This is a genomic window from Microcoleus sp. PH2017_09_SFU_O_A, from assembly GCF_020738625.1.
Classification (GTDB): domain Bacteria; phylum Cyanobacteriota; class Cyanobacteriia; order Cyanobacteriales; family Microcoleaceae; genus Microcoleus.
Genome location: NZ_JAEQCF010000113.1, coordinates 1 through 14,021, shown reverse-complemented (window position 1 = coordinate 14,021; position 14,021 = coordinate 1). Strand labels below are relative to the sequence as shown.

The window sequence follows — 14,021 nt, the reverse complement described above, 5'->3', positions numbered from 1 at the left end:
AGGGTTTGGTAGTTTTTCTCATTGTCAAATACCTGGAAAGTAGACCACTCATATTTATCAATGCACTATTTTGTGATTTTGTCAATGCGTAAGTCCTAGATTATTAAAAAAATGTCAAAATATAATTAGATTGGTTTTTCTGCCTCCTGCCTCTTCCCTCTTCCTTCCCTCTTCCTTCTTTTTACCCGATCGCGTAACCGTTATAGCCGTTATAGCCTTCTTCCCTCTTCCTTCTTCCTGATGACTAATAACGTTCGCGAGCGGGGACGCTCGCACTAATAACGTTCGCGAGCGGGGACGCTCGCACTAATAACGTTCGCGAGCGGGGACACTAATAACGTTCGCGAGCGGGGACGCTCGCACTAATAACGTTCGCGAGCGGGGACGCTCGCACTAATAACGTTCGCGAGCGGGGACGCTCGCACTAATGACTGAATCTAAAACTTAAAATCTAAAATTGTGCAGCCATGTCCCAAAAAAACGAAACCGCTGTTTTGGTATTATCACTCCTAATTACGATCGGGCTAGCCGGTGCAGGTATTTGGTGGCTGACAAGCCGCGGCGGCATTCCTGGAGGTTTATCACCCGAAAATCAGACGTTTTCTAAGCCCCCGACGGGGAATTCATCGCAGTCAGAGCAGCAAATTCAGCAGCGTCTGAGTGCCGGAAAAAAACTGTTAATTTCTGAAAAAGCAACAACAACTAAAGAATCAGCAGTAGAGGCGATCGCATCTGGCAACTACAACGCGGCTATTTCAGACTTACAAGCTTCACTGCAAACCAATCGCAACGATCCCGAAGCACTAATTTACCTCAACAACGCCCGTATCGGCAATCAAAAATCCTACACAATTGCCGCAGCGGTTCCCATTGGCACCGATATCAATGCTGCTCAAGAAATTCTGCGGGGAGTCGCTCAAGCTCAAAATGAAATCAACCAAAAGGGCGGCATTAACGGGACTCCCTTAAAAGTGCTAATTGCTAACGACGACAACAACCCAGAGATTGCCTCGCAAATTGCCAGTGCGATCGCCAATAACTCAGAAATTTTAGGAGTAATCGGGCATTTTGGTTCGGACACCACCCTAGCAGCGAGCAAGATTTACCAGCAAAATCAATTAGTAGCAATTTCTCCGACAAGTACCTCTGTGCAGCTTTCAGGAGTTGGCAGCAATATATTTCGGACAGTTCCGAGCGATCGATTTGCGGCGAATGCTCTTTCCCGCTATATGCTGACAAAATTGCCAAAGCAAAAAGTTGCTATATTTTTTAATTCTGCCAGCAGTTACAGCAAATCTTTAAAAGATGAATTTACTACTGCTGTTTACGGAGATGGCGGACAAATCGTATCGGAATTTGACTTTGCTAAGGGGAATTTTAATGCTGCCGAAAGCGTTAAAAGTGCGATCGCCCAGGGAGCAGAAGTCATGATGTTAGCGTCCAATTCGGCGACTATCGACCAAGCTTTGCAAGTAGTGCAAGTCAACGCCAAACGGCTGCCATTACTAGCAGGAGACGGCGCTTATAGTGCTAAAACACTGCAAATTGGTGGCGCAGGAGCCACAGATATGGTGTTAGCAGTTCCTTGGCACATTCTCGCAGATCCGCAGTCAAACTTTCCCCAAACCTCGAAACAACTTTGGAATGCTGAAGTCAGTTGGCGCACAGCTTTAGCTTACGATGCGGCGATCGCGCTAATTGTCGGATTAGGGCGCAATCCGACTCGCACAGGCATTCAACAAGCTTTATCTGCGTCAGATTTTTCGGCAACAGGAGCATCGGGGCCGATTCGCTTTTTACCTTCGGGCGATCGCAATCGAGCAGTTCAATTAGTAATTGTTAAACCGGGAAATCGCACCAGTTACGGTTATGAATTTGTGCCGATATCCGGTTTATGAGATCTTTACCTTTTATGAATAGGCCGGAAAGCCTGTTTCATAATAAAAGAAATGGGGTTGTTTTGGTCTTTCTTCAAAGAGGATTGACAACAAGAATACCTTTACCAGGGCCTTCGTAAATTTCAACTCTAGAGACTTGTCCACTACCGGCATAAAATGTAACTCCGGCGAGCGAGCGAGATGGCATTGATTGCCAAACACCGTCTTCTGAAGACACCACATTAGTTATGAATCCATCCTCCCAGGTAATTGTAATTTGGGTGAGACTCTGCTTGACTGAGCAGCCGATTGTTTGTGCCTGTCGTTGATTTTGTCCGTAAAAACTACATACACCTTTATAATTTTTAGTGGAGCTACTTGTCTGGGCTTGAGCAACGATACCGAAAGTAGTGACAGATGCTAGGAGCAAATTTGTCACTAAAACCGCTTTATAAAACAAAGATGACTTGAGTTTCATAGGTTAGGAAAATTTTAGAAAAATAACTCAATACGGTTTACTTAAGATAGTCCGAAGAGAGGAACGAAGCAATCTTCGTATCTATTGTTCATAGGGTTTTACCCAGGGTGTTCTTAAGTCAACGGTATTGAAATATAACTAACTTTATGTTATCAAAACATTTATATTCTGTCAATCAATTTTGGCTGTGGAAAAATAATAGATAGGATATCTGAATGTCTTTTTTAGACAATTGATCGGAATAGGAACACGGCAATGCCGTGTCCTGATTTATGGTAATATTAATTCCCATGCTACCGGATTTGATATGAGTTTTAAACTTGGGAAACTGCGATCGCCCTAACCGGCCTGTTTCTCTCAAAAATAGCCCTCGGCTTCAAAGCAATTCTCAACAACAGCCACAGCGAATGCCATTCTCCGGGCGTTTCCTGGCGCTTCCACTGGCCGGGGCGACAGTACAGCATTTCGATCAAACAGCGGTGTTGGCTCATGTTTAGGCGATCGAACGCAATTCGCACAGTCGGAAATTCCGCAACACTGCACCCTGCTGCATCCCGAAAATTCGACTCCAAGTGAGATTTATCGCTAACCAACTCAATCTTAGCCACAGGAATCAAACATTTCTCTTCCATAATTTCCAGAGTCGCCGAGTCGCAATCAATCAAACAGTTGCCAAAACGAGCTTCGGTGTCCAACTCCATCACAGGCGGCGCTACGGATATCCTCGCTTTGACTGCTACGCTGCGAGCTATCGCTCTGATTTTACCCTGCGATAAACTTGTCTCAGCGGCATATTTGGGTAACATCTCTGCTGCGGTAAAACTCTGTTTGCTCCCTTTACCTTTGACCGCAAAACTCGGCCGTTCAGTCAGAGCAACTTCAGCGCCACTTTCTGAAATTACAGTAGTTATTCCCCAAAAACTTTGACCGCCCACATTCAACTGCACCACCCTGTGCAAATTGAACCATTCGTATATATCCGGCTTAGGAATATCCACCAAAATTAGCAGCGCAATTCCCAGCATCAGCAGGTTGTAAGCGCTCCAAATCCAGCCCGCACTCACACCTTTTAACGAATCAGCACTTGCTGATATTCCCTGCCAACTGCCCATATTTTTAACTAAATGAATGTTTAAATTATGGAACAAACCGAATGCTGTAGCTGCGAACAAGAAAATCAAAGGCCATCCCAAATTCCAGTTAAAACTAAAGCGATCGGTCGCAATTCCTTTTGGCGTCACATTAAACCCTTTCTGAAAGGGATTGAGCATGGCACTCACCACCGTCACCGCCAAAGGAATACACTGGACGAACGAGTAAACATCTGATAGCAAAGCCGATCGCGATTTGCGGTTCAGCCAAGAAAACACAGTAACTTGCACCAAATAGTAAGGCAGGAAAAAGTAGACCAATTCCCGCGCATTTGTCCGCAAAGGAAGTACCCCAAGAAACGCATAAGCTAAAGGCATCAACAGAAACACAATCCTGCTTAAACTGGTAAACCAGTGCAGCAATCCTTCCAGGTGACACAGCCTTTGTACGAATCTGAGACCGCGAATCGTTAAAGGATTGGAATCAATAAAAAATGCCTGAAGGGTGCCTCGCGCCCAGCGCAATCTTTGAGTTAGATGGGCTTCTATATTTTCAGCCGCCAAACCAGCACTCAATTTTTCATCTAAGTAAACTAAACGATACCCGGTGGCTGACAACCGAATTCCGGTAAAATAATCTTCGCAGATTGAATTTGTGACAAAGCCTCCCACTGTTTGTAGCGCGCTGCGCCTCATTACAAAAGACGTGCCAGCACAAACTACGCTATCTGCACTATCTTTGATGATTTCAATTTGCCTGTAAAATACTTCTTCTTCTGGCACCAGCACATTTTCTAAACCTAAATTTCGGGCAATGGGATCGTGGTTGTAAAAGCTTTGCGGTGTTTGCACGAGGGCGATTTCTGGATTTTGAAAAAAGCCAACTGTTCTTGTTAAAAAGTTTTTAGTGGGAATGAAGTCGGCATCAAAAACTACAATGAGTTCTCCATTTGTTAGGCTTGTGGCGTGGTTGATGTTACCAGCTTTGGCGTGACTGTTATCTGGTCTAGTTATATACTTGCATCCCAGTTCTTTGGCTAGCAATTGGATTTCAGGGCGCTTTGTATCGTCAAGCAAATATACTTGTTTGTTAGGATAATCTAAAGCTTGACAGCCGATGACTGTGCGCCTCAAAATAAAAATTGGTTCGTTGTAAGTTGGGATGAAAATGTCTGCGGACGGGGCAAAGTTTCCCTCTGCAACTGCAACAGCCATGCGATCGGCTTCTCGATGCCTGTCTTTCATACTCAGCATTAAATACATTTGAATGCTGCTGCTGACAACCATCAGCATTTCTAGGAAAAACAGTCCCAAACTAAAGATACCGTTGAGGGGATCGCTTAAATTTAGGGTAACTAGCGATCGCCACAAAACGTAGCGAATGGTTAAAGCCAAAACTATGCCAACTACCACAGCCCGCGACCATTTCTGTGGTTGAGGCGAAATTTTAATGGTAGCTAAAGCAACCGAGACGAGGGCGAAAGTCGGCACTAACAAATACATCTTGCTCGCAGCAGGTACTTGCAGCCACACAGGCGGGTTTTGCTGCCAAGTATTGATTGTGGCAAAAATACCGCTGACTGTACCTTCACCGCTAAACCAGGCTGCGGCGATCGCACCTGCGAAAGCAACTACCCCCAACACGACTAGCGTTGCCATCTGTACGTGCGAAATCCACCTAAAAAAGCGGCGTTTCAAGTCTTGAAGGTCACATCTTGAATTTCTCATAAAATTTGCAATTCCCGATCGTATCTGCAACTGTCAAGGTTTCCTGCTGTTCACTTTTTAATCCCGTTGAAAATTCCGACACACCCCACTGACGATATTTACATTTTTTAACATTCTGACAATTTTTTGACACTCCCCGCCGTAAAACGGACGGGGATTCTTAAGAAAATCAAGCCTCAGTAGACTTTCATTCGTAACGGCTGGGCTCTCGCAGCCTCTAGACAGTCCGGTAAAACCATTCTGCTTACTTTTACGTCCGATATTGGCCGCGCCTTGTGCGTCAGCATTAATCAAATGTCCTTCTTTACTCCGATACAATCCACGCTTAACTCGCTTACCCGAAAACTGGTAAGTAGCTGGCCGATCGGCATTGTAGAGGGGCAACTCATCGCCATCCAACAAACTGGATTTAGATGTGTAAGATTCTTCCTGCTCCTTGTATTTCAACCCATATCGCTCACAGAGAGTTCTAAGTTTATTTCTCAGGGTATAAAAGGGAATCTGGACAAAGTTTTGATTGGTGCGACGACCAAGATTGATATCTTGCTTCATCCCAAGGTTGAATCCGACAATCAAGCATTCAATTTTAGTATTAACGCAATGGTCGATTATGAGTCTTGCAGCTTTATTCAGGTAATCCCTGATTTGGTTGCTACGATTGATATACAGCCGAGCCTGACGCTCGGTCAGTTTTTCTATCTTCTGTCGATCTTTGATAGATTGCAGTCTAGCATTTTCCTTGTTGAACCACTGGTTAATAGATTTAAGTTTGCGACCATCCACAATAAAGGATGCCCCATTGGTGTCAACACAAGTTGCCAGATTGTCCAATCCAAGATCGATCGCCAGAGAACTACCAGCAATCGTTTCGGAGGGTTCATTTGCCCTTTTAGAGATATACTCAACCTCGAAGAATCGAGCATCGTATTTAGGGTGAATCCGAACCTCTTTGAGCTGAGCGGGGTCGAGTCGTTGTGGAAAGTTAATTACTATATCTCCAAATTCCTTTTTAAAAGCATAGGACATCGGTACTTTAAACTTTCCATCTTTGACTTTAATCCGAGGGATTATTAACACGAAATACCCATCTTTGGGCTGGTAGTGAGGAAGTCTTACCTTCTGTTGATAAGTGCCAGATTTAACCGCATTAATCAGTCCAAAAAAGCTGTTAAAGGTTCGATCTACCACCTTCAATGTTTGCTGTGCAATGTCTGTATTGAGGGCTTGGTAGTTCTCATTCTCTTTGCACAGATCGCACAGCCGACTCATAGCGCAAGTGTTTACGTTCTTCAAAAAAGTATTGGCGAACGGTGTAAAGACCCACATTGTAGAGGTTCTTACTCAGCCTGCACAACTCTCTGAGCGCCAAGAATTCGGCTTTGTCAAGGTCGCGTAGTTGGTTTTTCTGAGTAGAGTACATAAACATTGCTTTCGCTGATATCACCATTATATAGCGAAAGTTAACCAACAACAAGTTATTTTTGCCATGCATAGATTTATTGCTCATTCGTCGCTCACCTCTCCCTACCGATACCTAACGATTGTCGGTTTCGGTTGGGGTGAGACTCCTCACTCGCCTCCTATCCCTCCCCGCGCTAAAAGCGACGGGGTTTCTCGGAGGTTCCGATGATAGTTCACTCGCTGCTTAGTGGCAAACTGCTCAGCAATATCCAGTCCAGGCAAAGTATAGCAAGAGCTTCTTGAGATTGTGTGCGATCGCACAACTACAAACCTGGTTGGATTTTCGGAATGCACGTGCTCATAAAATTCTGCGGACTAAAGTTCACACTACAAACGTGCCTCCCTATAAACCAATACTGTTCACTTAAGACAGATCGCCCCTAACCCCCGTTAAAAAAGGGGAGTAGGGGGTGGGACAAGAATGCTCTCAAAGTCAACCCCTACTCCCCTTTTTAAGGGGGATGCGAGGGGGATCTCCGGCGCATAAATAGTGTTAAGTAAACCGTATTGCCCTATAAACCAAATTTTTTGCCCCATTTCTGATGGTTTTTCCTGTTTACTGCCAGCCTTCTTCGACTTTTTGCAGTTATTTCAACCAAAAAATATCATGTCTACAAATCAAATAGGATTGCTATCGTTTGAGATAGCAATCCCTAGGGGCTAATAATTAGACGAATGTGACATCTAACTAAAGGTAGATTGATTTTATATTAATTTAAAAAATTACCGCGATCGCAGCCTAAAAAACTAGCCGTCAAAAACTAATCAGAAATTTCTAATTGCGAGATTGCATAGCGGGCGACAGCCAAACCAACTCTCGCCTGTTCTATTTCCGACAATTGGGCCCAAGGTCTTCTAGTCTCCATCACCACTTCCACTGCGGACGAATCAGCCTCTCGCATCGCATAAGCCAAAGGACGCGCCAACACCTGCAAATCTTCCTCAGCCCACTGAGGCAAAATATCTAACACGCACTCAACCATTTGGTCAGCTAAAGATTGATACTTAACAGTTGCGTTTTGGACGCTTTGAGCGATGCAGGCTAGAAAATCTTGAGGAACCCGAGCAAATTTTTCGCGCAAAGACTTTTGTAGAGAAGTCGCCAGCCAAATTTGTTCTAGTTGTCCGAATAAAACTTGCGACTTCTCCGCTATATCGCTGTCGCTGAAGGAATCAAACAGGGCAAATTCTTGCTCTAGATCGGTTAAATAAGATTCTGATTCAAGCTGTGCGGGATTCCAAGGATAAGCAACATCAGTCTGAACTATTGTGGTGAGAAGTTCCATCTGCGCCTGAGTTTGTGAGTCGCGAAAATATTGAGAATCAGGAGATTGGGTAGCCATGATGTAATACCTAAGTAGTTCAAGTAAAATACAGAAGGTGGACTCTGCCAAGTGCTAGTTGCCAGTGGTGAGTAACTGTTTTAACTTCAGACTTGAGACACGGGCGTCGAGAACTTTGGTGTCCCGATCGCCGATTGCCTTCATTAGCTACACCCGCACCTTAATTAGTTCCGCAATCAGTCTCACTGTAGCCCGAAGTTTTTGGAACCTCAATAGTGAACTCAAAAATCTGACCTTGAGAACTGCCAAATTTTAGCTGAGTACCCGATTGCAGCAGCAGTTCTTGGTGGTGAACTCTCACCCATCCGTCTGTACCCAAAACTAGAGTCCCGTAGCGGGAAAAATCGCGCAGGAAGTAGCTAGGTTCGCCCCCGCGATCGCCGATGCTGTTGCGACAGAAAATCTCCGCGTGTTTTTGAGAAACCCACTGTTCTCGAATCACTACGTCGTTTTCTTCCCAGCGTCCGACTCGAACCATACCAGCAGTAATGGGCCAAACCTGATTGCCAGATTCGCTAGATTTGACATTTGGTCGATCGCGCCCCCGCAAGTAAGCACAAGACGGCAAACGTCCCAGCCAAGTAGAAGAATTCAAAGGCAATTCAGTTTTCAGGTCATCTACCGGTTCAGTCAGTTGACCGTCAAACTCTGGGTGCATATACAGTACGGGCAACGTCCAAGCCGGTTGATTGAACTTGTACAGTGTCAGTAGCTGCTGTCTGGCGACGGCGACGGCGCGATCGATCGACATTCGTCCTGCCAAAGCTTGGGCAAAAGTTTGGATAAAACTCAGGGCCTCGCGATCGGCGATCGAGTCCCGCATCCCCAACACCGCCGGCACCCCGTGATGGATCAGCACCTCAGCCAAACTGCTGCGGGCGATCGCCTGTTGCTGGCCGTTATTTGAATGCAGCCTCTCCACCGCCGGCTGAGCTCCCCAGCAGGCATTAAACACTGCCAGCGTCACGCGGCATCGAACCAAAACCTGAGCCAATTCAGTACCGTTAATCGCCGTGTCCGGCCCCAAAAACAGTAAGCCACCGTCAGGGCCAGGTATCCCGTGGCCGGCGTAAAACAGAATGTTATAAGCTTGAGTTTCCAGCCGAGAAATTAGTTCCGCCGGAGTAGGTTCGATCAGAGTATCGACGCGAGTCGGAACGCTGATGTCGAAATATTTACCGCTGTCGTCGGTTTGAAAAGCATTTTCCAGAACCCCAGCTAGGGCGACTGCTTCTGCTTCCAACTGCAAATGACGATTATTGCCCCTGGAAAATTCAGAATTAGCACCGCGGCCAGGTTCTGCTTGTCCCAAAACGAGCAAAATGCTGAGGGAATCGGCAGGACGCAGGGGCGGTAAAGGCTCAACATTGCTGGTAGTGCGGCTGAAAAGCAGTTGCTGCGACAGAGAAATAGCCGGTTGACCGGCTTGAGGCTGCATAATTTCCCAAGGTAGGGCAATCAAATACGGTTCGCGCAAGTCTATGCGGACTCGCAGGGGTAGATTTTGCCCGATCGCGATACCTTTACTTTCCTGGAGACTGCCCTGAATCGGCCCTTCAAACAGCCACTGCCAAAGATCGATCCCCAAATGCTGCATCAGGCGACTGCTGTAGCTAGGAGGTGGCGGTAGCGGATTCTGCTCGCCCCTCTCCACCAACCCCCCTTGACTGAGGTGGAGCGGCACAGAGCGGATAATAGGAGGGATTTGTAGGGATTGAGCAGTTCGTTTTTCAGTTTCTGTCAGTAGATTCTGGTTGTTTTCCGGCGAGACGAAACTGCCATCAGGATTTAGGGGCAATTCGTGAATTGTCCCTGACGGGGAAAACATTTCCTGCCAAGCTTTCCAAGATTGGGACAGGGCCAGCGGCCACATACAGTCGTGGTGAACGTACCCGCTGGGATAGGGAGCTTGTAGAACCCAAGTGGCAAAATGGTTTGCCCCAGCGGTTCTCAGGCGAGCGATCGCTATACTGAGGCAAGGACTTTCAGGGCGCGCCATTCACAACTACCGAATCTGGATATAGGGATTGATCGAGTTTCTCTATTAGTAGTTTATCGGGTTTGGGGTGCGATCGAGTGGGCGACATTGCTTTTTCATTCAGTTGACAGTTGACAGTTGACTGTTTGAGGGCGACCTCTACCTGGAAGTCCGAGGATTGGAGTAATCAATAGCCTTCTTTTAATTTCTCCCTACAAGGGTTCCGGCTTTAAACCAATTCTTTCAGGTAAATTTTTAATCTTATCTACCGCCCAAAAATTTATCTAAATTCGGTACATCCACCCAAGTTCCCGTAGCATTTGACTCCTGGGTCAAATCCATCAACAACTGCGAGTAAACTCCTTCTTTGAGCGACGGTATCAAAGATTTCCCCGCATCAATTGCTTCAACCCACCTGTCTACTACTCGAATAAACGGTGCAATTCTCCCGTCTGGATAAACTTGAGGAAACTCCAATCTCTGAGGAATCTTAATTTCAGCTAAAGGTTCTCCAGCTTGGGAACCCCACAAGCGAAATCCGTGGACGTAATCCTGCTGATTGTCGCTTCCCAAAACCAAAGTACCCTGACTGCCGTAAATTTCGACCCAATGTCCCCGCCCTTGATAAGTAACCGAACTCAAACAAACTTGACAAGGCGTTCCCCCGGCCAATTCCAACATCAACGTACAAGAATCATCGGCATCAACAGGTTTTAAATTTCCCGAATCGTTCGGATCGGGCCGCGCCGAAATTCCTGTAATCAATTGCCCAGAAAGCCTCTGCACGGGGCCGAACAGCCAGCTAATATAATCAAAAACGTGGGAACCTGTCGCGCCCAAAACTCCGCCGCCTCGCTCTTTTTGTGCGTACCAATTCCAAGGGCGAGTAGCATCAGCGCGGCCGGGCACCAACCAATCAATTTTAATTAAACGCTTTTCTCCTACATATCCTGCTGCTAATAATTCTGCTAGCATTTGCCATGCGGGAATGAACCTAAACTCAAAGTCCATGGTGGCAATTGCTTGGGTTTGAGATTCGCGATTCGCTAATCGGTAAAGTTCCCGGGCTTCATTAGCTGTCAGGGCTGTCGGTTTTTCTAATAATAAATGTTTGCCTGCTTCTAGGACTGTTTTTGCCATTTCAAAATGCAAAAATGGCGGCGTGGAAATGCTGACGCCCGCTACTTCTGGGATCGCTACTATATCTGCGATCGAGTTGCAAGCGTAGGGGATGTTGTGGGCGGTGGCGATCGCCTGAGATGAGTCTAAATTTCGGTGATAGACAGCCACAACCTCTGTCCGGTGGTGGGTCTCGAATCCGGGCAGGTGCACTTTTTGACCGAAACCTGTACCGACTACTGCAACGCCAATTTTTGACATGATTTAATAATTGGGGATTGGGATTGGGGATTCAGTCTTTGATTGAGAAGTCAACCGCAGATTGAAGGCAGATTAACGCAGATAATTTTAAGATAGGAAAGCTTCGGAGTGCAATGTTTTCTGCTCCTAGACAAGCTGGCCCAGATATGAACTTCTGACAATATTGTTGAATACACTGAGTTTTTTGTGATTTTGTTAAAAAATTTGTCCTAAAAAAGTAGCTATTACCTATTGATTTTTTGGGACGATCGGGATATTATTATTTAATAATGGGAGTGGTGACTTAAATTTAAATTTTGTCACCACTCCCATTATTACATGATACCTCTTCAAATTCTCAAAGTCAAGCTTTTTACCCTAAAAAAAAGGCGATTTTTTTTGTTATTTTTCAAAAAAAATAATTGACCGATGAGTAATTCTGGGTTATTAGATTTTAGCGTCTAGTTCCTACCTGCGAGACAGTCCATTCAATTACTTGTTTGCCCAAACTCACCTCATCAAACAAATCGATTTCTCTGATTCCTGTAGGGCTGGTGACATTAACTTCGGTGAGATAACCGCCAATGATATCAATGCCGACAAAGTACAGTCCGTCTCGTTGCAGCACAGGTGCTAACTGAGCGCAAATTTGATGTTCGCGATCGGTAATTTCTGTTTTTGCGACTCGGCCACCGACAGCCATGTTGCCTCGGAATTCATTGCCGGTGGGAATGCGATTGACTGCGCCGATGGGCTTGCCGTTCAAGAGGATGATTCGTTTATCTCCGTCTTTTGCTTCGGGCAGATAAGTCTGCACCATCACTGGAATTTTGCCTTGTTGAGTGCTAATTTCAACCATGGAGTTGAGATTGCGATCGCCCGGTTCCAAGAACAAAATCCCCTCGCCAGCTTTGCCTCCCAATGGTTTAAGAACTGCCGCTCCCTTTTTCTCCACAAATTGGCGAATTACCTGCTTGTTTTGAGAAACAATTGTTTCGGGGATCGCTCCCTCAAATTGCAAAGCATACATCTTTTCATTAGCCGCTCGCAATCCTTTGGGACTGTTAACTACCAAAGTTTTAGCGGGATCGATGCCGTCTAGAAGATAAGTCGTGTAAAGGTAGGGAACGTTGACTGGGGGATCGGTACGCATAAATACTGCGTCCATTGCTTCGAGTGGGCCCAATGCAGGCTGTTCCACCTGATACCAAGCCTCAGCCGCCTCCCAGCGCCCTTCTACTTGTTTGACTGGGGTGAGGGCTACTCTAGTCAACATTGCCCAGGTTTTGCCGCCGATGATGCTTAATTCGTTGGCTTGAGTCGCCCACACTTCGTGACCCAATTCTTGAGCTGCCTCCATCAGCGCTACGCTGGTATCATGTCCTGGAATTAGTCGATCGAGCGGATCGATGATGAATGCAAATTTCATGGTCAGTTACAATTAAAAATTGGTCGAATGAAAATTTAGGCAAATTCAAAATGCAACGGGAAATGCCTTATTTTGCTAGCAACGGATCTAGTAGGCCTTGAGCATCTAGTGCGTGCATTTCGTCGCAGCCGCCTATGTGTTGGTCGTTAATGAATATCTGGGGGAGGCTGCGGCCTCCGTTGGCTCGATCGGTCATGCGATCGCGTGCTGCTCCATCTCCGTCGATCGCGTACTCTGTAAATTCAACCCCTTTTTGCTTCAGCAGTGCTTTAGCACGAATGCAAAACGGGCAGGTTCTCCAAGTGTAAATTTCTACTTTAGGTGTCATCGGACGCTCACACAATAACAATATTTTTTATTGTAATCTTAACAATACTTCGGACAGTTTTTTAACGGCCGTGTAAGCCGAGAGCGAGTAAGCCCTGCCATTTTTTACGCATTTTCTGAAACTTAGGGCTGAACTTAAACATTGAAAAAATAGTCCAGCATATAGTCAGTAAGGGTTTCGGAGGCTCGACTAGATCTAAAACTGTCCGAAGTATTGCTTAACTAATCTTATTTTAATTTTTATATATAGCAACCCCGCCCGACGGTTGCGAACTTTTCGCGTTGTACTTCCCCATGGGATCTCTTGCTTTTGACTTCAGGGCGTTCGAGCGCTAAACTCTTCTTCCTTCTGCTCCAAGTGCACCCTGCAAGCTTTCAACAGTTGACCTGGGACAGTTGACAGTTGACCGCTTGACAGTTTAAGAGCGACCTCTACTTAGAAGGAAGAGGATTGGAGTAATGAATAGTCTGATTTTCATTTCTCCCGATCGGGGTTACGGCTTTCAACCAATTATTTCTGGTAAGGTAATTATCTATAGCTGGTAAAAGTATAGTCATCTATTACATGACATGGGAGGCTTCAAGTCCCTCCCCTTTCGCTTTCACTTCGAGCGGATTGACCCGCCTCGGCTGAGCTACGCCCACGACGTATCCCATCGCTGAAGGCATTTGGGATTGCTTTTCTCAAAATATTATAAGCTCCGTTAACATCGGCATTAATTAATCGACCCTCCGATGTTCTATACAATCCTCTCTTAATTCGCTTTCCACTAAATTTGGTATCCTGGGCGCCAAGATTCCCGTAGACAGGAATTGGATCTAAATTCAGAAAATTCGATTTGGAAGTATAGGATTCTTCTTGCTCTATCACTTTTATTCCCATCAATTCAGCTTTGTATTTCAACATCTCAATTAGTCGAGCATGAGGAATGCTGACAAAGTTTTGATTT

At 45.7% G+C, this 14,021-nt stretch carries 9 protein-coding genes and 1 pseudogene; 1 reads left to right on the top strand and 9 read right to left on the bottom strand.

The window, feature by feature from the left end:
* Nucleotides 1-467 precede the first annotated feature (467 nt).
* The gene (locus JGK16_RS29680) at nucleotides 468-1,898 is read left to right on the top strand and encodes an ABC transporter substrate-binding protein (RefSeq protein ID WP_293193517.1); all 1,431 of its coding nucleotides are present in this window, start codon (nucleotides 468-470) and stop codon (nucleotides 1,896-1,898) included.
* A gap of 73 nt (nucleotides 1,899-1,971) precedes the next feature.
* Here the strand turns inward: JGK16_RS29680 and JGK16_RS29675 are convergent, their stop codons facing one another.
* The 9 genes and pseudogenes from JGK16_RS29675 to JGK16_RS29635 all read right to left on the bottom strand — a co-directional run.
* Complete coding sequence (locus JGK16_RS29675; RefSeq protein ID WP_293193518.1) at nucleotides 1,972-2,355, bottom strand: hypothetical protein; 384 nt, start codon at nucleotides 2,353-2,355, stop codon at nucleotides 1,972-1,974.
* 314 nt (nucleotides 2,356-2,669) lie between these two features.
* Entirely contained in the window at nucleotides 2,670-5,174 is a 2,505-nt protein-coding gene (locus JGK16_RS29670; RefSeq protein ID WP_293193519.1) for a cellulose synthase catalytic subunit, read from the bottom strand.
* Nucleotides 5,175-5,231: 57 nt separating this feature from the next.
* Nucleotides 5,232-6,443 carry a transposase gene (locus JGK16_RS29665; RefSeq protein ID WP_293203562.1) on the bottom strand — a complete coding sequence of 404 codons (1,212 nt, stop codon included), beginning with the start codon at nucleotides 6,441-6,443 and terminating at the stop codon, nucleotides 5,232-5,234.
* A 953-nt stretch (nucleotides 6,444-7,396) separates the two neighbouring features.
* Nucleotides 7,397-7,978 (bottom strand): hypothetical protein, encoded by a 582-nt coding sequence (locus tag JGK16_RS29660; protein WP_293147937.1) that lies wholly within the window; start codon nucleotides 7,976-7,978, stop codon nucleotides 7,397-7,399.
* Between the two features lie 160 nt (nucleotides 7,979-8,138).
* The gene (locus tag JGK16_RS29655; protein ID WP_293185844.1) at nucleotides 8,139-9,977 is read right to left on the bottom strand and encodes a CHAT domain-containing protein; all 1,839 of its coding nucleotides are present in this window, start codon (nucleotides 9,975-9,977) and stop codon (nucleotides 8,139-8,141) included.
* 240 nt (nucleotides 9,978-10,217) lie between these two features.
* A complete protein-coding gene (locus JGK16_RS29650) occupies nucleotides 10,218-11,336 on the bottom strand; it encodes a Gfo/Idh/MocA family oxidoreductase (protein WP_293185842.1) in 1,119 nt (372 codons plus the stop codon).
* A gap of 433 nt (nucleotides 11,337-11,769) precedes the next feature.
* A complete protein-coding gene (gene gshB / locus JGK16_RS29645; RefSeq protein ID WP_293185840.1) occupies nucleotides 11,770-12,744 on the bottom strand; it encodes a glutathione synthase in 975 nt (324 codons plus the stop codon).
* 67 nt (nucleotides 12,745-12,811) lie between these two features.
* Nucleotides 12,812-13,072 carry a glutaredoxin 3 gene (gene grxC / locus JGK16_RS29640; RefSeq protein WP_293185839.1) on the bottom strand — a complete coding sequence of 87 codons (261 nt, stop codon included), beginning with the start codon at nucleotides 13,070-13,072 and terminating at the stop codon, nucleotides 12,812-12,814.
* A gap of 560 nt (nucleotides 13,073-13,632) precedes the next feature.
* A pseudogene (locus JGK16_RS29635) lies at nucleotides 13,633-14,021 on the bottom strand (zinc ribbon domain-containing protein); the annotation flags it as partial.

Bases quoted from the DNA above. Each gene is read 5' to 3' on its own strand.
- JGK16_RS29680 (WP_293193517.1), top strand. From the start codon at position 468: ATGTCCCAAAAAAACGAAACCGCTGTTTTGGTATTATCACTCCTAATT.
- JGK16_RS29675 (WP_293193518.1), bottom strand. From the start codon at position 2,355: ATGAAACTCAAGTCATCTTTGTTTTATAAAGCGGTTTTAGTGACAAAT.
- JGK16_RS29670 (WP_293193519.1), bottom strand. From the start codon at position 5,174: ATGAGAAATTCAAGATGTGACCTTCAAGACTTGAAACGCCGCTTTTTT.
- JGK16_RS29665 (WP_293203562.1), bottom strand. From the start codon at position 6,443: ATGAGTCGGCTGTGCGATCTGTGCAAAGAGAATGAGAACTACCAAGCC.
- JGK16_RS29660 (WP_293147937.1), bottom strand. From the start codon at position 7,978: ATGGCTACCCAATCTCCTGATTCTCAATATTTTCGCGACTCACAAACT.
- JGK16_RS29655 (WP_293185844.1), bottom strand. From the start codon at position 9,977: ATGGCGCGCCCTGAAAGTCCTTGCCTCAGTATAGCGATCGCTCGCCTG.
- JGK16_RS29650 (WP_293185842.1), bottom strand. From the start codon at position 11,336: ATGTCAAAAATTGGCGTTGCAGTAGTCGGTACAGGTTTCGGTCAAAAA.
- gshB (WP_293185840.1), bottom strand. From the start codon at position 12,744: ATGAAATTTGCATTCATCATCGATCCGCTCGATCGACTAATTCCAGGA.
- grxC (WP_293185839.1), bottom strand. From the start codon at position 13,072: ATGACACCTAAAGTAGAAATTTACACTTGGAGAACCTGCCCGTTTTGC.